Origin of the sequence: Sphaerimonospora mesophila, from assembly GCF_001417795.1 — a bacterium.
In the GTDB taxonomy this organism is placed as follows: Bacteria; Actinomycetota; Actinomycetes; order Streptosporangiales; family Streptosporangiaceae; genus Sphaerimonospora; species Sphaerimonospora mesophila.
In genome coordinates this window covers 143,417-165,122 of sequence record NZ_BCBX01000044.1, presented here as the reverse complement: position 1 = coordinate 165,122, position 21,706 = coordinate 143,417, and the positions used below count along the sequence as shown (strand labels likewise).

Here is a 21,706-nt window from a genome sequence, read left to right as displayed (position 1 = left end):
TTTTGCTTTTCGGCGAAAGAGACCTCGCCATCGCCTTACTGAAAATTTCATCTACCGCCGCACCCGGGTCCGCCACGCGCGGGACCGTGGTTAGGCCTCTCGGCTGGGGGTAGGCGCTCCCCAATCCGGAAGGGAGGCAGTCCATGACCAACCAAGTGGAATCGCTGTCCACCGGCGAGCTCGTCCGGAGGCTGTCCGATGACGTCTCACGCCTGGTACGCGACGAGTTTCGGCTGGCGCGGCTGGAGATGACGGAGAAGGGCAAGCGGGCCGGGACCGGAGCCGGGCTGCTCGGCGGCGCGGGAGTGGTGGCGCTGCTGGGGGCCGCGGCCCTGGTGGCCTCGGCGATCCTGGCGCTGGCTCTGGTGCTGCCGGGGTGGGCGAGCGCCCTGATCGTGGGCGTCGGGCTGCTGCTGGTGGCCGGGCTCCTCGCCCTGATGGGCAAGCAGCAGGTGTCCCAGGTCTCCAGGCCGACTCCGGACCAGACGATCCAGAGCCTCAAGACGGATCTCGAAATGATGAAGGAGAGCGTACGCAGATGACCGAGACCGACCCCGGAAGCGCTCGGCCCACTGCCGGACGCATGGGAGTACACAGGCAGGACGTCGCCGAACCGGTGACGGAATCCGAGTCGCTGAACACGGTGCCGCAGCGCCGTACGACCCCTCCGGCCGAGGAGCACGGCCAGGGAAAGGACGATGTCGCGAAGGTGCGCCAGGACATCGAGCGCACGCGCGACGACCTCGGCGACACCATCGAGGCCCTCGCCGCCAAGGCCGACATAAGGGGCCGGGCGCAGGAGCGGATGCACGCGACCGCCTCGCTGGCGCGCGAGAAGGCGGCCGGGGTGGCCGACAGGGTGCGCTCGGCCACGCCCGAGCCGATCAGGGGAGCGGCCGGCAAGGTCACGGAGCAGGCCAGGCGGCGGCCGAGGGCGGCCGCGGCAGGGGCCGGCACCCTGGCCGCCGGAGCTGTCATCATGCGGATCATCACCAGGATGACCCGGAACCGGCGGACCACGCCGAGACTGGCCGTCAAGGGCATGCGCGGCGTCCGCGGTGTCCGCCGCGTCTCAGGCCTGCGCCGGATCTCCGGCATGCGCGGTGCCCCGCGCATTCGCGGGATCTCCGGCCTCACCGGCATGCGGGGTCTGCGGGGCATCGGGCGCACGCCCATGCGGCGGTCCATGCGCCGGTCCATGCAGCGGTCCATGAGCGGTGCCGGCATGGCGCGCATGCGGCGCATGGCGCGGATGGCCCGGATGACACGGGCGACCAGGAGGGGACGCCGCGGCCTCGCGCGGCTGTTCACCTAGTGCCCCTCCCGCCGATCTTTGCCCCGTCGCGTCGTCCAGGGCGGCACCTCGCGGCGTTGGAGTTGTCGCTCGTAGCTCCGCTACTCAGCTCCTCCTCCGCCTTGCGATGCACCACCCTGGCCGCCGCTCCTTCCGGGCAAACCTTGGCGGTCGCGGCACTAGGTCGTGTCGCAGAAGCCATGCCCTGCCGCGCGGCCCGGATGACGCCTCGCCGCGGCGGTCTCGTCGCCCATAGGGCGCGGCCATGGGCTCCTCGCCCGCCTTGCGATGCATCCGTCCGGATCCACGCCCGCGACGGGCGGCACTTTTGAAACGCCCCTTAGGCGCTCGTGAGGTGACCGAGTAGGCTCCGGCGGCGTGGAACCCGTCGTAGCCGTACTGGTCGTCGCCGCCCTCATCGGGGTGCCCGCCGTGGTGCTGTGGCGGGTGCTGCGCGGCCGGCGCGACCTCGGTGGCGGGCCGGCCGAGCGGGCGACGTTCGTGACCCTGCACACGGCCTCACTCGCCGCGCCGCCGCTGCGGGCCGGGCTGACCCAGGCCGGCGCGCTCAGGGCGTCGCGCCACCTGCGGGAACTGCTCGGGTCGCCGGCCATCGCGATCACCGACCGTGAGGAACTGCTCGTCTACGACGGCGCGGGGGAGCACCACGCCGGCGAGGCCTTCGGGCACGCCGGAGCCACGCTGAAGGACGGCAGGACCCAGGTGCTCACGCTCGACTGCGGGGCGCCCGAGTGCCCGATCCGGCACGCCGTCGTCGTGCCGCTCACGACCGACGACCGTGTGGTGGGGTCGCTCGCCGCCTACGGCGACCACGCCTCCGCCGGCCTGGTCAGGGCGGCCCAGGAGGTGGCGCGCTGGGTCGACTCCCAGCTTGAGCTGGCCGAGCTCGACCGGTCCCGGACCATGCTCATGGAGGCCGAGGTCAGGGCGCTGCGCGCGCAGATCTCCCCGCATTTCATCTACAACTCGCTGACCACGATCGCCTCGTTCGTCCGGACCGACCCGGAACGGGCCCGCGAGCTGCTGCTGGAGTTCGCCGACTTCACCCGCTACTCCTTCCGCCGCCACGGCGACTTCACCACGCTCGCCGAGGAACTGCGGTCGATCGACCGCTATCTCACGCTGGAGCGGGCGAGGTTCGGCGACCAACTCCAGGTGACGCTGCGCATCGCGCCGGAGGTGCTCGCGGTGGCCGTACCGTTCCTGTGCCTGCAGCCGCTGATCGAGAACGCGGTACGGCACGGCCTGGAGGGCGTCGGCCGGATCACGATCATCGCCGAGGACGCGGGCGCCGAGTGCGCCATCAGCGTCGAGGACGACGGCGCGGGCATGGACCCGGAGCGTCTCCGGCGGGTGCTGGCGGGGGAGGACCGCTCCGGCGCGGGTGGGAGCGGGATCGGCCTGGCCAACGTGGACGAGCGGCTCCGCCAGGTCTACGGCGACGAGTACGGCCTGGTGGTGGAGACCGCCCCCGGCGCCGGCACCAAGGTCACCCTCCGGGTCCCCAAATATCACCCCGCCGTCTCAACCTGACCCGACCCGGCGTCGCCATACCACTTCTGACATCGGACGTAACCCTGTCGTGATGGTGAGAGTCGTTGACTTTCCGGTGCCCGGGTCATCACGCTCTAGGTCGTGTCTGACAAATCACGCCCCGCTGCGCGCGGCCAGGTCAGACACTCCCGCGGATTCGTCGGCGAGAGGGGTATGTGGTGACCGGCCTGCGCGTCCTGGCGGTGGACGACGAGCAGCCCGCGCTGGAGGATCTCGCCTACCTCTTGAGAGCGGATCCCCGAATCGGGGACGTCCTGACCGCCCGCGATGGCGCCGCCGCGCTGAAGCTGCTCGACCGGGCGATGGCGGACGGCCGGCCCGTCGAGGCGGTGTTCCTCGACATCCGGATGCGGGGCCTGGACGGTGTCGTGCTCGGCCGGCTGCTCACCCGGTTCACCCGGCCGCCCAAGATCGTGTTCGTGACGGCCTACGACGATCACGCGGTCGACGCGTTCGAGCTCAAGGCCGAGGACTACCTGCTCAAACCCGTCAGGCCCGAGCGCCTCGCCGAGGCGATCAGACGCGTGTGCGGGAGCCGTACGGACGTGGCCGAGGGGCCGCAGGCGGACACGATCCCGGTGGAGCTGGGCGGCGTGACCCGGTTCGTGGCGAGCACCGAGGTGCGGTACGTCGAGGCGCAGGGCGACTACGCCCGGCTGCACACCGCGACCGGCAGCCACCTGGTGCGCATTCCGCTGGCCACGCTGGAGGAACGCTGGGCCTCGGCGGGGTTCCTGCGCGTGCACCGCAGCCATCTCGTCGCGGTCAAGCACATCGACGAGTTGCACATAGACTCCGGCAAGTGCGTCGTGCGGATCGGAGAGACCGAGATCCCGGTGAGCCGCCGCCACACCCGGGAGCTGCGTGACCTTCTCGTGCGCCGCGCCCGCCGGGCCAAGCGGGACGGATGACCGGTCGCGTGGATACGACGGTGGGTGAGGCATGAGCGGGAAACCGCGCAGGGTGGTGGTGACCAGTCCGCGCACGGGCGCCGCGCGCCGTCCCCGGCACCCGCTGACCCGGGAGATCGACGAGCAGACCCAGCTCGGCGAGGTCTACATGAAGTCGCTGGTCCGGACCCAGTTCCGCCTGGCGCTGTTCGTCTGCACCGTGCTCGCCTGCGTGGTGGGCGGGCTGCCGCTGCTGTTCCTGCTCGTCCCCGAGCTGCGCGGGGTGCGGCTGCTCGGCGTGCCGCTCGCCTGGGCGGTGCTCGCCGGGCTCATCTACCCCGCCTTCGTGGCCGGGGCCTGGCTCTACGTACGGCAGGCCGAGCGCAACGAGCGGGACTTCGCCGAGCTGATGGACGCCGAGTGAATGGACGCTGAGTGAGCGGCATCACCGCCGTCGTCATCGTGATGCTGGCGACCGTCCTGATCGGCGCTTTCGGCATCCGCTTCTCGCGCACGACCTCGGACTTCTACGTCGCGTCGCGGACGGTCTCACCTCTGTGGAACGCGTCGGCGATCGGCGGCGAATATCTGTCGGCCGCGTCGTTCCTCGGCATCGCCGGGCTGATCCTCGCGCACGGCGCCGACATGCTCTGGCTGCCGGTGGGCTGGACCGGCGGCTATCTCGTGCTGCTGGTGCTCGTGTCGGCCCCGCTGCGCCGGTCGGGGGCGTACACGCTGCCCGACTTCGCCGAGGCGCGGCTCGAGTCGATGACCGTGCGCCGGGTGTCCAGCGTGCTGGTCGTGCTGATCGGCTGGCTCTACCTGATGCCGCAATTCCAGAGCGCCGGGCTGGTGTTCCGTACGATCACGGGCGCGCCCGCCTGGACCGGCTGCCTGCTGGTGGCCGTGGTGGTCGCGGTCAACGTGCTGTCGGGCGGGATGCGGTCGATCACGTTCGTCCAGGCGTTCCAGTACTGGCTGAAGCTCACCGCGCTCGCCGTGCCGCTGGTGTTCATGATGCTCGCGTGGCGGGCCGACGGCGCGCCGGGGCTCGACCCGGGCGACCCGTGGGCGCTGCCGTTGCACGGCCGCGACCACGTGGTGTACGAGACGTACTCGCTGATCCTCGCGACGTTCCTCGGCACGATGGGGCTGCCGCACGTGCTCGTGCGCTTCTACACCAACCCCGACGGGCGGGCGGCCCGCCGGACGACGCTGGTGGTGCTGAGCCTGCTCGGCGCCTTCTACCTGATCCCCGCCGCCTACGGCTACCTCGGCCGGGTGTACGACCTGCCGGAGAGCGACACGGTGGTCATCGCGCTGCCCGACCGGGTGATCGGCGGGACGCTGGGCGAGCTGCTGACCTCGCTGGTCACGGCGGGGGCCTTCGCCGCGTTCCTGTCGACGTCGTCGGGGCTGACGGTGTCGGTGGCGGGCGTGATCGCGCAGGACATCCTGCGCGGCGGGGTGCGCTCGTTCCGGATCGCCACGATCCTCGCGGTCGTCGTGCCGTTCGCGCTGGCCGGGACCGCCAGGTCGCTCCCGGTCGCCACCGTGGTCGGGCTGGCCTTCGCGGTGGCCGCCTCGTCGTTCTGTCCGCTGCTCGTGCTGGGCATCTGGTGGCGCAGGCTCACGACGGCCGGGGCGATGGCGGGGCTGCTCGTCGGCGGCGGGCTCGCCTGCGCGGCCGTGCTCGCCACCATCACCGGCGGGCCGTACGACGGCTGGGCCGGCGCGCTGCTGTCCCAGCCGGCGGCCTGGACGGTGCCCGTGGCGTTCGCCGTGATGATCACGGTGTCCCTGCTCACGCCGTCGCGGGTGCCGTCCGGCGTGGCCCGGACGATGGTCCGCCTGCACACCCCCGAGACGTTGAACGTCGACCGCGGCGACTGGCGTTCGCGTTCGGCCTGACGACCGTCCGACCTCGGCCCGGCGACCGTTCGAGCCGGTCCTGACGACCGTTCGCCGCACACGATCGACCTTTCGCCGCACGTGCCCCTCATGTGAACGACCGGGCGGTACGGCTGGGCGACGCGATGCCGCGCGGGTCTCGAAAGGGGCGGGAGCGTGCTCGTACGTTGGGGTGATCCAGATCACTCTTTGAGGAGGGCACGTGACCGTCCAGCATGATTCATCGGTCTACGAGCGGATACAGGCGGGTGAACGGTTCCAGGAGCTGCGCCGGCGCCACCGCTCCTGGGCCTTCCCGATGACAGTGGCGTTCCTGGTGTGGTACCTGCTGTACGTGCTGATGTCGGGCTTCGCCCGTGACTTCATGAGCACCCGGTTGTTCGGCCACTTCAACGTGGCGCTGCTCTTCGGGATCCTGCAGTTCGTCTCGACGTTCCTGATCACCTGGCTTTACTCACGGCACGCGGCGGCCAAGCTCGACCCGATCGCCGACGAGCTGCGCGCGGAGGAGGAGGCCAAGTGAGCCACGAAGCGCTGTCCACGATCCTGTTTCTGATCTTCGTTGCGGGCACACTGGGGATCACGTTCTGGGCGAGCCGCAACACCAAGACCGCCGCCGACTACTATGCGGGCGGCCGGTCGTTCAGCGGTCTGCAGAACGGCCTGGCGATCGGTGGCGACTACATGTCGGCCGCGTCGTTCCTCGGCATCGCGGGCATCATCGCGCTGTCGGGCTACGACGGGTTCCTCTACTCGATCGGTTTCCTCGTGGCGTGGCTGGTGGCGCTGCTGCTCGTCGCCGAGCTGATGCGCAACTCCGGCAAGTTCACGATGGCGGACGTGCTCGCGTTCCGGATGTCGCCCCGTCCGGTGCGCACCGCCGCCGGGGTGTCCACGATCGTCGTGAGCATCTTCTACCTGCTGGCCCAGATGGTGGGCGCAGGCGCACTGGTCGGCCTGCTGCTCGGCATCCACTCCGAGGCCGGGAAGATCTGGACGATCATCGCCGTCGGCCTGCTGATGATCATTTATGTGGTCTTCGGCGGGATGAAGGGCACCACCTGGGTGCAGATCGTCAAGGCCGTCCTGCTGATGGCCGGCGCCGCGCTCGTCACCCTGATCGTCCTCGGCAAGTTCGGCTTCAACCTGTCGGGGCTGCTCGGCGAGGCCGCGACCCAGAGCGGCAAGGGCGAGGCGTTCCTGCAGCCCGGTCTCAAGTACGGCACCGAGGCGCAGGGCATCGCCGGCAAGATCGACCTGATCAGCCTGGGCCTCGCCCTCGTGCTCGGCACCGCCGGCCTGCCGCACATCCTGATCCGCTTCTACACCGTGCCGACCGCGCGGGACGCGCGCAAGTCCGTCCAGTGGGGCATCGGCATCATCGGCGTCTTCTACCTGCTGACGCTGGTGCTCGGTTTCGGTGCGGCCGCCCTGGTCGGCTCGAAGGCGATCGCGGAACAGGATAAGGCGGGCAATACGGCGGCCCCGCAGCTCGCGCAGAAGGCGGGCGAGATCCTCTTCGGCGAACTCGGCGGCACGATCCTGCTCGCGGTCATCGCGGCGGTCGCGTTCGCCACGATCCTCGCCGTGGTCGCCGGCCTGACGCTCGCCTCCTCCTCCAGCTTCGCGCACGACCTGTACGCCCACGTGTTCAAGCGCGGCACCGCCACCGAGCGCCAGGAGGTGGTGGTCGCCAGGATCGCCGCGTTCGTGATCGGTGCGATCTCGATCGCGCTGAGCATCTTCGCCCAGTCGCTGAACGTCGCCTTCCTGGTCGCGCTGGCCTTCGCGGTCGCGGCCTCGGGCAACCTGCCCGCGATCCTCTTCAGCCTGTTCTGGAAGAGGTTCAACACGGCGGGCGCGGTCTCGGCGATCTACGCGGGTCTGATCGCCTCGGTCGTCCTCGTCTTCTTCTCGCCGGTGGTGTCCGGCGCGCCGACGTCGATGTTCCCCGACTCCGACTGGCACTGGTTCCCGCTGTCCAACCCCGGCATCCTGTCGATCCCGATCGGCTTCCTCGCCGGATACATCGGGACGATCTTGAGCAAGGAGTACAACGCGGCGAAGTACGCCGAGATCGAGGTCCGCTCGCTCACCGGCCTCGGGGCCGAGAAGGCGGCCAAGCACTGATCATTCGAGGATCGGACGTACGCCACGGTCGGGGTGTGGTCGCCCTGACCGTGGCGGCATGGTGCGGGGGTGGTCGCAGTGACTATCGTCTGGCCTGTGGACAGGAAGGAAGCGCCGGACGCCGGTGCTCGCGCACGCATCCTGGACGCCGCCGAGAAGCTGTTCGCCGGCGGCGGCTACGACGGCACCCCCACGGCCCGGATCGCGGAGCTGGCCGGGGTGCCGAAGGGACTCGTCTTCCACTATTTCCCCCGGAAGATCGACGTGCTCATCTCGCTGGTGGACGAGCGGACGGTGGTGACCGAGGAGGAGGTCGAGGCCGTACCGGGAGATCCGGCCGGCACGCTGTCCCGCCTGGCCCGCCGGATGCCGCTGCGCGCGTCCCCGGCGATGCGGCGCATCCTGTTCCGCGAGGCCGACACCCATCGCACGGTCCGCGAGCGGCTCGGCCGGCTCAACGGCGAGATCATCAGGAGGGCCCGGTTCGCGCTTGAGCTCGCCCTGCCCGGCAGCCGCGGGGACGCCGCCCGGCTGGAGGCCGCTGCCGCCACCTTCGCCGCCGTCCTGCTCTACCAGGAGAGCATCTGCCTGCTCACCGGTCACCACATCGACCCCGACGCCGTCGCCGAGCTGATCGCCCACGCCCTCGGCAACCTCGGTTAGAGGAGATCCAGCAGCTCGTCCATGGACTCCCGCAGGTGGGCGATCATGCTCCAGACGTCCGGCACCAGGGACGGGCAGACGACGATCCCGAAGTCCAGCCGCCCGTCGTAGGACACGCAGGTGATGCTGATCCCGCCGGTGGCGTCGGTCACCACGGACAGCGGGTGATATGACACCATCCGCGCCCCGCACAGGTAGAGCGGCTTCCGCGGCCCGGGGACGTTGGAGACGATGAGGTTGACCCCCGTCCCGGTCAGCCCGGCCAGCCGGAACGCCACCGGTGTGGCCAGCGTGGACAGCGGCGGGGGAAGCGCGGCGCACACGTCGCTGAGCCAGCTCCGGCGGGAGAGCGCGAAGCGCCGCTTGGCCGTCGCCATCGCCGAGCGTACGGCCGACAGGCGCTCCTTGGGGCAGGCCACGTCGGTGGCCATCGGCGTGATCATGGCGGAGATCCGGTTGCCGACCCCGTCGCCCGCCTTGCGCAGCGCGACCGGGACGGCCGCGACCAGGGGACGATCGGGCAGCGCGTGCCGGGCCAGCAGCCAGCGGCGCAGCGCAGAGGAGCACAGCGTCATCACGACGTCGTTCGGGCCCATCCCGAAGGCCCGGGCCACCCGCCTGACCTCGCTCAGCGGGAGCGATCCGAACGAGAAGGCCCGCTCGGACGTGATCGGGCCGTTGAACGGCGTACGCGGCAGGGCCAGCATGGGCAGCGCGTCCAGGTCGGCCGCGGCGCGGGCGAGCGAGCACAGCGTCTCGACCGGCTGGACGACCGACCGGGTGATCGCGCCGGCCAGCATCCCGAAGACCCCCGGCCCGGGGTCGGGGCGCGCCGGCGGCGGGGGCTCGACCACGCGCGGCTCGGGGGAGGGGTCGAGCAGCGCGGAGAGGATCTCCGAGCCGGTCACGCCGTCGATCGCGCAGTGGTGGACCTTGGTGTAGAAGGCGACCCGGCCGCCCGCCAGACCGTGGATCAGATGCGCCTCCCACAACGGGCGCCGCCGGTCGAGCCGCCGCGCGTGGACCCGGGCCACGTACGCGGCGAGCTGCCGGTCGTCTCCCGGGCCGGGCAGGACGGTCTCGTGCACGTGGCGGTCGGGATCGACGGCGACGTCGTCGATCCAGTACGGCCGGTCGAGCCCGAACGGCACGTCGGCCAGCCGCATCCGCAGCGGCGGGGCCAGGTGCAGGCGCTCACGCAGCAGCGTGACCAGCCGGTCGCGGGTCACCGGCTCGCCGGCGCCGGGGTCGAGGATCGCCACCCCGGCGACGTGGGCGGTCGTGGTGGCCGACTCCACGCTCAGGAACTGGGCATCGAGTGCCGTCAGCTGGCGCATCGCCGTCCTCTCCCCTGGCTCGTTCTCCGGATGACGGTAACGGCACGCGCCGCCGTCCGGCCGAAGCGACGGCCCATGACGGTGTAAGCCGTCCGCAAAGCCTCAGAGCCGGTGGCCGCCCGGAGAGCGGTCACGTGCTCGACCGGCGGGTGCTCGGTCTGCCCGCTTCCACCGCCGCTCTTCAGTGGCTTTCTTCGTACGGCAGGCGGTGTTGGATGATCAGAAGCCAGACGATCGACGGTATCAGCAGCAGCGCTCCGACCGCGGTCACGACGAGCACCGTGGTGAGCACCACCGGCTGAGCGGCGGCCTGCCGGTAGGGCGTCCCGGGCGGGAGCATGTAGGGGTACTGCGCCATCGGCCAGCCCCACACGACCGTGGCGACCGCCAGGACGGCGCTGCCCCGCACGAGCAGGTATCGACGCAACCGCAGCAGCAGGAGGGAGACGACTCCGAGCACGGCGCCGGCCAGCACGAGCGGCAGCGCCCGCCCGGTGAGACCGGCGAACAGCAGGGGGGCGTCCGCGTTCAGCACGGCGATGCCGCCGAGTGCGAGGGCCCCGACGACGAGGGCGGCGGCCAGCGCCCTGCGCCGGAACGCTTCGGCCATCTCCGGGAGACCGGCCCGTACGGCGTCGTCACAGAGGTAGACCGCGGCGAGGTAGGCGCAGACGCCCACCGCGAGCACGCCGCCCAGTAACGAGGTCGGGTTGATCCAGCTTCCGATCAGGTCGCCTTCCGCGAGCCCGGGCGGAACCCGTCCGGAGGCGATCCCGCCGGCGACCGTGCCCAGGAAGAACGGGGTGAGGACGGACGAGAGCGCGAAGGCCCCGCCGAACAGACGCTGCTGCCACAGTTGCGTGCTGCTCTTACGGAAGGCGAACGCGGCTCCTCGCGCGATGATCCCGACAGCGGCCAGCGTCAACGGGATGTAGAGGGTGGACATCACGGCGGCGAACACCGGCGGAAAGCCGGTCCACAGTACGACCAGCACGAAGATCAGCCACACGTGGTTGGCCTCCCAGACCGGGCCGAGCGAGTGCTCGATCAGCCGCCGCTGCGGCATTCCGGGACCGCTGCGTCCGGCGAGCAGGTCCCAGAAGCCACCGCCGAAGTCGGCCCCGCCCAGCACCGCGTAAAGGGTGAGGCCCACCCACATCACGGCCAGGAGGATCTGTGCCGGATCCATCACGCCGCCACCCGCTCCTGCGGCGCGCCCCGCTCGCGCCGTACCAGGTATCTCAGCACGTAGACGGTCGAGACCGTGAGAATCACGTAGATCACCGTGAGGAACACGAACCCCAGCCACAGGCCGGGGGCCGGGTTGACCGCCTCGCTCGTGCGCAGCTTGCCGTACACCGTCCAGGGCTGCCGGCCCACCTCGGTGACCACCCATCCCGCCTCGACGGCGATCGCGGAGAGCGCGCCGGCCGCCGCGGCGAGCCAGAGGAACAGTCGTGAGCGCGGGATCTCCCGCCGTAGCCACCAGTTCACGGCCAGCCACAACCCCAGGAACAGCAGGAGGAAGCCGATGCCGACCATCAGGTCGAAGCACAGGTGCACGGGGGTCACCGGAGGCCGGTCGGCGGGGGGAGTGCGGTCCAGCCCCTGGACGACGGCGTCGGGGCTGTAGCCGACCAGCAGTGACAGGCCGTTGGGGATCTCCAGCCCGTAGCGCAGCCGGTCGTCGACGTAGACCCCGCCCACCGTGAGCGGCGCGTGCGACCCGGTCCGGTGCAGCCCCTCCATGGCGGCGAGTTTGGTCGGCTGGTATTCCGCGAGAAACCGGGCAGCGTAGTCACCGGCCAGGATCTGGAACGGCGTCACCACGGCCGCGAGGGTGAACGGCACCGAGAACCCCAGGCGGTGGTACCGATCCCGCCGCCCGCGCAGCAGCCCCACCGCGTACACCGAGGCGGTGAGGAACCCCGACACCATGAACGCCGCGAGGATCATGTGGATGGTCTGCGGCGGCGTGGCCGGGTTGAACATCGCCTCCCACGGCGAGGGGCGGGTGACCCGCCCGTTCTCCAGCACGAACCCCCTGGGCTGGTTCATCCACGCGTTCGCCGACACCACGAAGAACGCCGAGGCCACACCCGCGATCAGCACCGGCACCCCGGACAGCAGGTGCACGCGCGGGGGCAGCAGGTTCCAGGCGTAGAGATAGATGCCGATGAAGATCGCCTCAAGGAAGAACGCGAAGCCCTCCAGCATGAACGGGAACCCGAACACTTCGCCGTACACGCCCATCAGTCCCGGCCAGAGCAGCCCCATCTCGAAGCTGAGGATCGTGCCGGACACGGCTCCGACGGCGAAGAGCACGCCCACGGCCCTGGCCCACTGGTGGGCGAGGCGCAGGTGGTCGGGGTCACCGGTCCGGATCGCACGCCACCGGGTGTACAGCAGCAGGGCCGGCATGCCCACGCCCAGGCACGCCAGCACGATGTGCCAGCCCAGGGACAGTGCCATCTGCATCCGGGCCGCGGCCAGGTCCGCCGCGCCTCCCGGGTCGAACGGGACGACCGGAGCGGGCGCAGTCGGTGTCGTCACTTCGGCACCACTACCCGGCTATTTCGCCATACTTGTCGCTTTGTATGGCTTTTGATGCATCTCTACCGGAAACGGCGATGGATTTCGTCCAGCCGCTCGGTCAGCCCTTCTCTGTCCAGGTGTTCCAGCAGCGGCACCGCCACCCGGCGGCTGGTGCGCAGGGCGGTCCTCGCCTGGCTGACCGTGAACGGCTGGGGCAGCGCGGCCAGCAGCGCGGCGGCCCGCGCATCGGCGCCCGGCGGCAGCACGACGCCGTCGGCCACACGTAGCAGCGCCCCGGCTCGTACGGCGGCGGCCAGCTCGCGTGGTCCCAGACCCAGTTCGGCCAGCCGCCCGGCCTCCGGCGCCAGAAACGGGCTGTCGGCGAGTTCGGCGATGAGGCGGCGCACGGCCAGGGCCACCGGAGCCGGCAGGCCCGCGCGCCCGGCCACGACGGGTCCGGCCACGATGCGCCCGTTGACCAGGGCGAGCGGGGGCCGCACGAGCGCCGCGACCAGGCCGCGGTCCGGCAGTCCCAGCTCGTGGCGGGCCGCCTCCAGCGGCATCCCCGGCTCCAGCGGGTCGCGGGCCGCGTGGCGCCGTACGACCTCGGGAAGCCGGGCGCTGAGGCCGGCCCAGTGCTCCGGATCGGCGTGCCAGCCGGCCAGCACCGCAGGCCCCCTGGGCGGGCAGCCCATGGCGACGAGCTCACTGTCCCGCAGCAGCAGATGCGTGCGCAGCAGGGACGCCGCGTCCGCCGTCGCGTCCGCGAGCACGCTCGCCCGATCCCGGGCCGCGCCGCGGCGGCGCAGCTCAGGGGGGCGGACATCGAGCACGGTCGCCCCCGCCGTCACTCGCGGCACACCGCCCGGATCGCGCAGCAGCAGCACGTCGCCCACGTGCAGAGGCAGCGGCCTGGCCAGGTGCAGCCGCGCCGCACCGTTGTCCACCGAGAGCGGCCCGAGCGGCCGCACCCGGCACGCCACGGCCGCCGAGCCGATGTGCGCGACGACCCACGTCCAGGCCTCGGCGATCCGGTCGGGTTGGGCGGGGGACACCCATACGTCGACCAGATCGGCCGGATACCAGGCATCGGGTGTGACAAGCGCCTGCCCGCGCTCGGGCGAGACCCGCCCGCGCAGGTTGACGGCGACCCGGGCCACCCCGGTGACGGTGGTCACCGGCTCCTTCAGCGACTCCATGCCGCGCACCCGCACCCGCTCGCCGTTCAGTTCGAGCTCGTCGCCGATCGCGACGCGGCCCGCCGGGAGGGTCCCGGTCACCACCGTCCCTGTGCCGCGCACCGTGAACGCGCGGTCGATCCACAACCGCACCGGTGCCTCGGGGCTCGGTGTGGGCAGTGCGGTCGCCAGCCGGTCCAGCGCCGCGCGCAGTTCGTCCAGCCCCTCACCGGTGCGCCCGCTCACCGCCAGCGCCTCCGCCTCGTCCAGGCCGGCCGCGGCGAGACGGGCCCGTGCGTCCTCCAGGGCGGAAGCGGGGTCGGCGAGGTCGGCACGGGTCACCGCGAGCAGGCCGAGCCGTACGCCGAGGGTCCGCAGCGCGACCAGGTGTTCCTCCGACTGCGGCATCCACCCCGCGTCGGCGGCGACGACGAACATCACGGCGGGCACCGGGCCGACCCCGGCGAGCATCGTGCCGAGGAACCGTTCGTGCCCGGGGACGTCGACGAACGCGACCCGCTCACCGGAGGGCAGCGCCGTCCAGGCGTAGCCGAGTTCGATCGTGAGTCCCCGTCTCCGCTCTTCGGCGAGCCGGTCGGGGTCCATCCCGGTGAGCGCCCGCACCAGCGTCGACTTGCCGTGGTCGACGTGTCCGGCGGTGGCGATGACGTGCATCAGGCCCGCCTCCGTCGGCCGGCCGCTCCGAGGACGGCCGTCAGCAACTCGCCGTCGCCGGACGGCGGCAGCGTGCGCAGGTCGAGGAGCAACCGGCCCCCCTCGATCCGGCCGACGACCGGCGGGTCGCCCGTGCGCAGCGGTACGGCGAGCCGTTCGGGCAGGCTGACCGCCGCGCTCGGCAGTCGCGCTCCCGGTGCTCCTCCACCGCCCACGGTGGCCTCGGTGGGTACGGCCGCCGCCTCGATCCCGGCCAGGCGCAGTTTCTCCGCCAGTGCCTCCGCCCTCCCGGTGAGGGCGGCGGGCCGGGAGTGCAACGCCCGGTGAACGGGGGTCTCGGGGCCCCGCAGCGTGGCCTCCAGCGCGGCGAACGTCAGCTTGTCCACCCGCAGCGCCCTGGCCAGCGGGTGGCGCCGGAGCCGCTCGACGAGGTCGCGACGGCCGAGCAGCAGGCCCGCCTGGGGGCCGCCGAGCAGCTTGTCGCCGCTGGCCGTCACCAGGTCGGCGCCGGCGGCCAGCGCGCTCGCGGCATCCGGCTCGCCGGGCAGCAGCGGCTCCCGTCGCAGCAGGCCCGACCCGATGTCCGCGACCACGGGCACGCCGAGCCCGGTCAGCTCCGCCACCTCGACCGAGCCGGTGAAACCCTCGATCCGGAAGTTCGACGGGTGGACCTTGAGCACGAACCCGGTCTCCGGACCGATGGCCGCGCGGTAGTCGGCGGGCGAGGTGCGGTTGGTCGTACCCACCTCGCGCAGCCGGGCGCCGGTGGACGCCAGCAGGTCGGGGATCCGGAACCCGTCACCGATCTCGACCAGTTCGCCGCGACTGATCACGATCTCCCGCCCGGCGGCGAGCGCGGTGGCCGTCAGCACGAGCGCGGCGGCGTTGTTGTTGACGACGTGCACGTCCTCGGCGGCCGGCACCGCCCCGGCGAGGGCATCGAGCGCACCGCGTCCCCTGCGGGCTCGCGCCCCGGTCGCCAGGTCGAACTCCACGTCGGTCGCCCCTGCCGCGACCGCGACGGCCCCGACAGCGGCGGCGGACAGCGGCGCCCGGCCCAGGTTCGTGTGCAGCAGCACACCGGTCATGTTGATCACCGCTCGGAGGCCGGCCGGGTGGTGTGGCAGCGCGGACACGGCGGCGTCCGCCACGTCCTGCGGTTCGATCTCGCCCTGCCGCACCCGCTGCTGGGCTCGGACGACGGCGTCCTTGACCATCGTGCGGCCGAGCCGTTCCATCAGGGTGGCCAGCCGGGGATCGGCCAGGACGGCGTCGGTACGTGGCACTCGCCTTCGTGGATCCACTCGTAAACCCGTAGTTCCAGCTTGTGAGCGGAGGTGGACGGGAATCGAACCCGCCAGGCCGAGGACCTCGGCCTCGTCGGTTTTGAAGACCGCGGGGGCCACCAGGCGCCCGAACACCTCCAAGAGAAGCGGACCCCGGGAGAACCGGAACTCCGCGTGGAGATCTAACCGGAACCCGGTGGTCAGGTCACGGCATTTCCCCGGCGCGGCGCGGCGTGCGGGGGATATCCGGGCCGGGAACCTAACCTCCCAAGGGTTGGGGGGCGGATCGGAGGGACGATGACGACGACCGAGCGGGCCGCGACGAGGCTGACCCGTTTTGCGCGCGGAGGCGGATGCGCCTGCAAGATCCCACCGGGTGAGTTGGAGAGCATCGTGGCCGAGCTGTCGGCATCGCGGGCCGGTGACGTGCCCCCACCGGAACCGGCGTACGGCGAGCTGATCATCGGGCTGGACGACGGCGACGACGCCGCCGTGATCGCGATCGAGGACGGCCGCGCCGTCGTCGCCACCGCCGACTTCTTCACCCCCGTGGTGGACGATCCGTACGACTGGGGGCGGATCGCCGCGACCAACGCGCTGTCGGACGTGTACGCCGTGGGCGGCACGCCCGTCGTGGCGGTGAACCTGCTCACCTGGCCCAGGCGGACGCTCTCGATCGACCTCGCCCGGGAGGTGCTGCGCGGCGGTCTCGACGTCGCCCGGTCCGCCGGCTGCCACGTGGCGGGCGGCCACAGCGTCGACGGTCCCGAGCCGGTGTACGGCATGGCGGTCACCGGCCTGGCCGACCCCGAGCGGCTGCTGCGCATCGACGCCGGCCGGGCGGGGCAGCCGATCTCGCTCACCAAGCCACTCGGCGTCGGCGTGCTCAACAACAGGCACAAGGCGACCGGGGAGGTGTTTCCCCAGGCCGTCGAGGTGATGACGACGCTGAACCGGGACGCGTCGCTGACGGCCCTGGCCGCCGGGGTTCGGTGCGCGACCGACGTGACGGGGTTCGGCCTGCTCGGCCACCTGTACAAGCTGGCCAGGGCGAGCGGGGTCACCGCTGTGGTCGACGTCGCGGCCGTGCCGTACCTGGAGGGGGCCCGCGAGGCGGTGCGCGACGGCCACGTCAGCGGCGGCACCCGCCGCAACCTGACCTGGGTGGCGCCCCGCCTCGATGCGGGCCGGTTCGGCGAGGAGGACCTGCTCCTGCTGGCCGACGCCCAGACCTCCGGAGGCATGCTCATCGCGGGGGAGATCCCCGGTGCGCCGGTCGTCGGCGAGCTCGTACCGAGGGAGGCCGCCGTCCTCCGGCTCGCGTAGGCCTCGTCGTGAACGGCCCGGGGCTCCTACGGCTTCGTTGCCGGGCGGCACCTCCCGGGGACGGAGGCGAGATCTCCCGCCGCCACGCGCCGCCGCTGCGGGACGACCGTGTACTTCGGGTCGGCGGCGGAGGCGCGTCCGGCTTCGAGCACGCCGAACCGGGTGCACAGCGCGCCGGCCGTGATGGCGAGGCCGGACAGCGCGGTGAGCGCACGGCTGCGCCCGGCCATCGTGGCGAGCAGGCCGCCGCCGAGGGTCAGCATCCGGGAGGCCCTCATCAGCCTGCCCGCCCTGCCCAGCCGGTACGGCTCACCGGCCAGGCCGAGACGGCGTGCCATCAGCATGCCTGCGGCCGTCTCGGCGGCGGCTCCCGCGACGGCCACCGCGCGGGCGGGCCCGGCCGCCGTCCGCGGGGTGGTCAGCATGAGGGCCGCGCCCGCAGAAGCGAGGGCGCTGCCCGTGAAGAGGAACGGCAGCTCGCGCATGGCCTCGTGCCAGGCGGGCACCGCCGTGTCGGCCAGCAGCACGGCCGTGTAGGCGGCCATCACAGGGCCGGTCACCGCGCTCGCCGCGGTCGCCGCGTCCCCGATGGCGGGAAGGACGCCCGTCACGGCGGAGGCGGCGCCGATCGCCGTCAGGCCGCCGTGCGCGGCCAGCGTCCAGGAGCCGACGCTCATCGGGGAGCTCGGCTTGAACAGCCGCAGCATGTTGAGGAAGCGTTCGGGCCTGCCCAGCTCGGTGATGAGGAAGACCGATCCCACGCCCGCCCCGGCGGCGGCGGCCATCCGCGCGGCGAGCGCGAGCCGGTCGTGCCCGGTGACGCGCGCCATGGCGGCGATCATCGACGCGGCCCCCGACATGCCGCCCAGATAGAGATAGACCGGCATGTGCGGCTCGTGCCAGACGGGTGCCTTGATGACCGGCTGGCCGTAGTAGGACCGGAAGCCGGCGTCCGGCACCATCTCATCCCGGCGCTTGGGCATTCACGTCCTCCGCAGAAAGCAGGCGGCCACGCCTGCGGCCAGGGCGAGCGCGGCGCCGCCGGCCCACCGCCACATCGCGGGCAGGTCCCGGGTCGTCACCACCGGATCCGGCGGCAGGCCGTACGTCTCGGGTTCGTCCAGCAGCAGGAAGAACGCGCCGGTCCCGCCGACCCCGTTGTCCGGGCTCTCGCCGTACAGCCGGGCCTCGGTCACGCCGTCGGCGTGCAGCCGCTCGACCCGCTCCGCGGCCCGGGCGCGCAGCTCGTCCAACGGCCCGAACCGGATCGAGTCGGTCGGGCAGGCCTTGGCGCAGGCCGGCTCCAGGCCGCCGCGCAGCCGGTCGTAGCAGAGTGTGCACTTCCACGCCCGGCCGTCCCGCTCCCTCCGGTCGATGACTCCGTACGGACAGGCCGGGACGCAGTAGCCGCAGCCGTTGCAGACGTCGGACTGCACGACCACCGTGTCGAACTCGGTGCGAAACAGCGCGCCGGTAGGGCAGACGTCCAGGCAGGCGGCGTGCGTGCAGTGCTTGCACACGTCGGACGACATCAACCACCGGCCGTCCTGCTCGATGAACGCCACGTGCCGCCAGGTGTCCGCGCCGAGCGCCCCGGTGTTGTCGTAGGACGTGGCGCGGAACACGAACCCGTCGTCGGGCACGTCGTTCCACTCCTTGCAGGCCACCTCGCACGCCTTGCATCCGATGCAGATGCTGGTGTCGGTGAAGAAGCCCATTCGCTCAGCCATGCCGGTACCTTTCGATGAGCTCCAGCAGCGCCGTACCCCTGGGCCGCCGCCCCGGCAGCACGTCGCACGTCCCGGACTTGCTCTCCTGAATGAACACGTTGGGGTCGAGCACGAACGGGATCAGGTCGTTGACCACGTCCCCGGTCACGAGCCCGCGATATCCCCAGTGGTAGGGCAGGACCACCTGGTGCACGGTCGTGCCGCGCAGGCGCAGCGGCCTGACCCGCTCGGTCACCAGCACCCGCATCTCGACCGCGGCGCGCGCGGTCACGATCGTCGCCCAGCCACCGTTGACCAGGCCGACCTCGGCCGCGAGCTGCGGCGACACCTCGCAGAACGGCTCCGGCTGCAGCTCGGTCAGGTAGGGCAGGGTCCGGCTCATGCCGCCCGCCGTGTGGTGCTCGGTGAGCCTGCTGGTGGTGAACACGTACGGAAACCGCGGCGAGAGCGGCGGATTGTACGGATTGTCCGGTCGGTGGAAGATCCGCCGGGCCGGATTCGCCTGTGTGCGGTACAGGGTGTTGCGCACCGGTGACTCGTGCGGCTCGTAGTGGACGGGCAGCGGGCCGTCGGACAGCCCGGATGGCACGTAGAGCCAGCCCTTGCCGTCTGACTGCATGATGAACGGGTCGGTGCCGCGCAGCGCCGCCTCGGCCTTGGCCCCCTCCGGAGGGTCGTAGTCCGGCGGCTTGTCCTCCTCGAAGTCCGGCACGTCGGGCCCGGTCCACGCGCCGCGAGCCTGGTCCCACCAGACGTACCGCTTGCGCTCGCTCCACGGCCGGCCCTCGGGATCGGCCGATGCCCGGTTGTAGAGGATGCGCCGGTTGGCCGGCCAGGCCCAGCCCCATTCCGGCGCGACCCACGACTGCTCTTCCCTCGGCCTGCGCCGGGCGGCCTGGTTCACCTCGTCGGCGTAGACCCCGCAGTAGATCCAGCAGCCGCACCTCGTCGAGCCGTCCGGCCTGAGCCGGCCGAGGTGCGACAGGGCCCGGCCGTCCGGCCCGGTGCCGCCGATCTCGCGCAGCACGGCCTCCGCCGACGGGTCGCGGTACGGCCCCTCCTCGGGGTAGTCCCAGGTCAGCTCGCGCACCGGCCGGTCGATCTCGTCGTCGGTCAGCCGATCCCTGATCCGCCTGCCCAGGTGGTAGAAGAACCACAGGTCGCTGCGGCAGTCGCCCGGCGGGTCGAGCGCCTTCTCCCGCCACTGCAGCAGCCGCTGTGTGTTGGTGAACGTGCCCTCCTTCTCCACATGGCTCGCGGCGGGCAGGAAGAACACCTCGGTGCCGATCTCCTCGGTGCGCAGCTCCCCGGTCTCGATCTCCGGGGCGTCCTGCCAGAACGTCGCGGTCTCCACCAGGGTCAGGTCACGCACCACCAGCCAGTCCAGGTTCGCCAGGCCGAGCCGCTGCGCCCTGCCGTTCGCCGAGCCGACCGCCGGGTTCTCCCCGATCACGAAATAGCCCTTCACCGTGCCGTCGATCTGACCCATCACGGTCGCGTAGTGTCCGTGGTCGCCGGTCAGCCGCGGCAGGTGGCCGAAGCAGAAGTCGTTCTCCTCGGTGGCCGCCTCCCCCCACCACGCCTTGAGCAGGCTCACCGTGTAGGCCCGCCGGTTCCCCCAGAAGCCGGTGTCCGCGCCCTCCCGCTCGAGGTAGTCGTTCAAACCGGCATGCCGGTGGGCGTTCGGCATCGCGATGTACCCGGGCAGCAGGTTGAACAGCGTCGGGACGTCCGTGGAACCCTGGATGTTGGCATGCCCGCGCAGGGACAGGATCCCTCCGCCCGGCCGGCCCATGTTGCCCAGCAGGAGCTGCAGGATCGAGGCGGCGCGGATGAACTGCACCCCGGTCGTGTGCTGGGTCCAGCCCACCGAGTACACCCAGGCCGTGGTCCGCTCCCGGCCGGAGCTGGCGGTGATCGCCTCGGCCAGTTCGGCGAACCGCTCACGGGAGATCCCGCACAGCTCTTCGACCCGTTCCGGGGTGTATCGGGAGAAATGCCGCCTGAGGATCTGGTAGACGCAGCGCGGGTGGCGCAGCGTCGGATCCGCCGGCGGACGGGCGGAGGCCCCCGGCCCGCGCGCGCCGTAGGAGTCCGACCCCGCCGCCTGCGCGTGCGCCAGGCCGCCCTCGCTCAGCGTGCGCACCTGCTCCACGTCGCCCTCGTACGCCCAGGACGACGGGTCGTACCGGCCGGTCTCCGGGTCGTAACCGGAGAACAGGCCGTCGAGGTCCTCGGTGTCCAGGAACTCCGCATTGATGATCGTCGCCGCGTTCGTGTAGGCGAGCACGTACTCGCGGAAGTCGAGTCCGTGGGTGAGCACGTGATTGATCAATGCTCCGAGCAGCACGATGTCCGACCCGGCCCGGATCGGCAGATAGCGGTCGACCGCCGCGCTGGTCCGGCTGAACCGCGGGTCGATGTGGAACACCTTCGCCCCGCGCAGCCGCGCCTCCATCACCCACTGGAACCCCACGGGATGGCATTCGGCCATGTTGGAGCCCTGGATGACGATGCAGTCAGACTTCGCCAGGTCCTGCTGGAACGTCGACGCGCCGCCACGCCCGAAGCTGGTCCCCAGACCGGGGACGGTGGAGGAGTGTCAAACGCGCGCCTGGTTCTCGACCTGGATCGCGCCCAGGGCGGTGTAAAGCTTCTTGATCAGATAGTTCTCTTCGTTGTCGAGCGTCGCCCCGCCCAGATGGGCGATGCCCAGCGTCCGCCTGACCTCCTTGCCGTCGAAGGTCTGTTGCCAGGTCTCCCGCCGGGTGCGGACCACCCGATCGGCGATCATGTCCATGGCCGTCTCGAGGTCGAGCGGCTCCCAGTCCGTGCCGTACGGCCGGCGGTAGAGAACCTTCGTCGCGCGGCCGGGATGGGTCACGAGCTGCTTGCTCGCCGAGCCCTTGGGACACAGCCGACCCCGGGAGATCGGCGAGTCGGGATCGCCCTCGATCTGGGTGACCCGGCCGTTCTCCACGTAGACGAGCTGCCCGCAGCCGACCGCGCAGAAGGGGCAGACCGACCGTGCCACGGTGTCGGCCCGCTCGACCCGCGGCCGCAGCGCGTCGGTCCGCGACGAGCGCGCGGCGTCCCGCCTGCCGTCCTCTCCCCGGAGCTGCCGCAGCAACGGCCAGCGGGAGATCCGTCCCCCTGCCACGAGTCTCTCGTTCCCG

At 71.8% G+C, this 21,706-nt stretch carries 18 protein-coding genes and 1 tRNA gene; 10 read left to right on the top strand and 9 right to left on the bottom strand.

Annotated features, from left to right (window positions below; all coding sequences use genetic code 11):
• Positions 1 to 143 precede the first annotated feature (143 nt).
• The 9 genes from AP234_RS25915 to AP234_RS25875 all read left to right on the top strand — a co-directional run bounded on the left by AP234_RS25915 (position 144) and on the right by AP234_RS25875 (position 8,463).
• Complete coding sequence (locus AP234_RS25915) at positions 144 to 542, top strand: phage holin family protein (protein WP_055482334.1); 399 nt, start codon at positions 144 to 146, stop codon at positions 540 to 542.
• Positions 539 to 1,315 carry a DUF3618 domain-containing protein gene (locus AP234_RS38170; protein ID WP_055482333.1) on the top strand — a complete coding sequence of 259 codons (777 nt, stop codon included), beginning with the start codon at positions 539 to 541 and terminating at the stop codon, positions 1,313 to 1,315. The genes AP234_RS25915 and AP234_RS38170 overlap by 4 nt, the downstream gene beginning before the upstream one ends.
• A gap of 357 nt (positions 1,316 to 1,672) precedes the next feature.
• The gene (locus AP234_RS25905; RefSeq protein WP_055482332.1) at positions 1,673 to 2,848 is read left to right on the top strand and encodes a histidine kinase; all 1,176 of its coding nucleotides are present in this window, start codon (positions 1,673 to 1,675) and stop codon (positions 2,846 to 2,848) included.
• A gap of 179 nt (positions 2,849 to 3,027) precedes the next feature.
• The gene (locus AP234_RS25900) at positions 3,028 to 3,780 is read left to right on the top strand and encodes a LytR/AlgR family response regulator transcription factor (RefSeq protein ID WP_083502445.1); all 753 of its coding nucleotides are present in this window, start codon (positions 3,028 to 3,030) and stop codon (positions 3,778 to 3,780) included.
• A gap of 31 nt (positions 3,781 to 3,811) precedes the next feature.
• Entirely contained in the window at positions 3,812 to 4,183 is a 372-nt protein-coding gene (locus AP234_RS25895; protein ID WP_055482331.1) for a hypothetical protein, read from the top strand.
• An 11-nt stretch (positions 4,184 to 4,194) separates the two neighbouring features.
• Positions 4,195 to 5,670, top strand: coding sequence for a cation acetate symporter (locus AP234_RS25890; RefSeq protein ID WP_235558375.1), 1,476 nt, complete (start codon positions 4,195 to 4,197; stop codon positions 5,668 to 5,670).
• Between the two features lie 202 nt (positions 5,671 to 5,872).
• Positions 5,873 to 6,193, top strand: a complete 321-nt coding sequence (locus tag AP234_RS25885) for a DUF485 domain-containing protein (RefSeq protein WP_055482330.1) — start codon at positions 5,873 to 5,875, stop codon at positions 6,191 to 6,193.
• Positions 6,190 to 7,800, top strand: a complete 1,611-nt coding sequence (locus AP234_RS25880) for a solute symporter family protein (protein ID WP_055482329.1) — start codon at positions 6,190 to 6,192, stop codon at positions 7,798 to 7,800. Before AP234_RS25885 ends, AP234_RS25880 begins: the two co-directional genes overlap by 4 nt.
• A gap of 96 nt (positions 7,801 to 7,896) precedes the next feature.
• The gene (locus AP234_RS25875) at positions 7,897 to 8,463 is read left to right on the top strand and encodes a TetR/AcrR family transcriptional regulator (RefSeq protein ID WP_200926713.1); all 567 of its coding nucleotides are present in this window, start codon (positions 7,897 to 7,899) and stop codon (positions 8,461 to 8,463) included.
• On the opposite strand, the gene AP234_RS25870 is transcribed toward AP234_RS25875, so the two are convergent.
• The 6 genes from AP234_RS25870 to AP234_RS25845 form a co-directional block, all read right to left on the bottom strand.
• A complete protein-coding gene (locus AP234_RS25870) occupies positions 8,460 to 9,800 on the bottom strand; it encodes a WS/DGAT/MGAT family O-acyltransferase (protein ID WP_055482327.1) in 1,341 nt (446 codons plus the stop codon). The genes AP234_RS25875 and AP234_RS25870 overlap by 4 nt on opposite strands.
• A gap of 181 nt (positions 9,801 to 9,981) precedes the next feature.
• On the bottom strand, positions 9,982 to 10,989 hold the full coding sequence (locus AP234_RS25865) for a cytochrome d ubiquinol oxidase subunit II (RefSeq protein ID WP_055482326.1): 1,008 nt from the start codon (positions 10,987 to 10,989) through the stop codon (positions 9,982 to 9,984).
• Complete coding sequence (locus AP234_RS25860; protein WP_055482325.1) at positions 10,989 to 12,353, bottom strand: cytochrome ubiquinol oxidase subunit I; 1,365 nt, start codon at positions 12,351 to 12,353, stop codon at positions 10,989 to 10,991. The genes AP234_RS25865 and AP234_RS25860 overlap by 1 nt, the downstream gene beginning before the upstream one ends.
• Before the next feature lie 62 nt (positions 12,354 to 12,415).
• Positions 12,416 to 14,188 (bottom strand): SelB C-terminal domain-containing protein, encoded by a 1,773-nt coding sequence (locus tag AP234_RS25855; protein WP_055482324.1) that lies wholly within the window; start codon positions 14,186 to 14,188, stop codon positions 12,416 to 12,418.
• Positions 14,188 to 15,474 carry an L-seryl-tRNA(Sec) selenium transferase gene (gene selA / locus AP234_RS25850; RefSeq protein WP_055482323.1) on the bottom strand — a complete coding sequence of 429 codons (1,287 nt, stop codon included), beginning with the start codon at positions 15,472 to 15,474 and terminating at the stop codon, positions 14,188 to 14,190. The genes AP234_RS25855 and selA overlap by 1 nt, the downstream gene beginning before the upstream one ends.
• Positions 15,475 to 15,519: 45 nt before the next feature.
• Positions 15,520 to 15,613 (bottom strand) — tRNA-Sec (locus AP234_RS25845).
• 158 nt (positions 15,614 to 15,771) lie between these two features.
• On the opposite strand from AP234_RS25845, the gene selD reads away from it, so the two are divergent.
• Positions 15,772 to 16,800 (top strand): selenide, water dikinase SelD, encoded by a 1,029-nt coding sequence (gene selD, locus AP234_RS25840; protein WP_055482322.1) that lies wholly within the window; start codon positions 15,772 to 15,774, stop codon positions 16,798 to 16,800.
• A 26-nt stretch (positions 16,801 to 16,826) separates the two neighbouring features.
• On the opposite strand, the gene nrfD is transcribed toward selD, so the two are convergent.
• Genes nrfD through fdh form a run of 3 tightly spaced genes read right to left on the bottom strand, consistent with a single transcriptional unit; the run spans position 16,827 to position 21,690 of the window.
• On the bottom strand, positions 16,827 to 17,783 hold the full coding sequence (gene nrfD, locus AP234_RS25835) for an NrfD/PsrC family molybdoenzyme membrane anchor subunit (protein ID WP_235558374.1): 957 nt from the start codon (positions 17,781 to 17,783) through the stop codon (positions 16,827 to 16,829).
• Complete coding sequence (locus AP234_RS25830) at positions 17,784 to 18,530, bottom strand: 4Fe-4S dicluster domain-containing protein (RefSeq protein ID WP_055482321.1); 747 nt, start codon at positions 18,528 to 18,530, stop codon at positions 17,784 to 17,786. It lies immediately after the preceding gene.
• Positions 18,523 to 21,690: a formate dehydrogenase gene (gene fdh / locus AP234_RS25825; RefSeq protein WP_235558373.1), complete on the bottom strand. Its 3,168-nt coding sequence runs from the start codon at positions 21,688 to 21,690 to the stop codon at positions 18,523 to 18,525. Before fdh ends, AP234_RS25830 begins: the two co-directional genes overlap by 8 nt.
• Positions 21,691 to 21,706 lie beyond the last annotated feature (16 nt).

What these genes read in the sequence shown, in the direction of transcription:
- AP234_RS25915 (WP_055482334.1), top strand. Translation starts at nt 144, where the DNA reads ATGACCAACCAAGTGGAATCGCTGTCCACCGGCGAGCTCGTCCGGAGG.
- AP234_RS38170 (WP_055482333.1), top strand. Translation starts at nt 539, where the DNA reads ATGACCGAGACCGACCCCGGAAGCGCTCGGCCCACTGCCGGACGCATG.
- AP234_RS25895 (WP_055482331.1), top strand. Translation starts at nt 3,812, where the DNA reads ATGAGCGGGAAACCGCGCAGGGTGGTGGTGACCAGTCCGCGCACGGGC.
- AP234_RS25870 (WP_055482327.1), bottom strand. Translation starts at nt 9,800, where the DNA reads ATGCGCCAGCTGACGGCACTCGATGCCCAGTTCCTGAGCGTGGAGTCG.
- AP234_RS25865 (WP_055482326.1), bottom strand. Translation starts at nt 10,989, where the DNA reads ATGGATCCGGCACAGATCCTCCTGGCCGTGATGTGGGTGGGCCTCACC.
- AP234_RS25855 (WP_055482324.1), bottom strand. Translation starts at nt 14,188, where the DNA reads ATGCACGTCATCGCCACCGCCGGACACGTCGACCACGGCAAGTCGACG.
- selD (WP_055482322.1), top strand. Translation starts at nt 15,772, where the DNA reads ATGACGACGACCGAGCGGGCCGCGACGAGGCTGACCCGTTTTGCGCGC.
- nrfD (WP_235558374.1), bottom strand. Translation starts at nt 17,783, where the DNA reads ATGCCCAAGCGCCGGGATGAGATGGTGCCGGACGCCGGCTTCCGGTCC.
- AP234_RS25830 (WP_055482321.1), bottom strand. Translation starts at nt 18,530, where the DNA reads ATGGCTGAGCGAATGGGCTTCTTCACCGACACCAGCATCTGCATCGGA.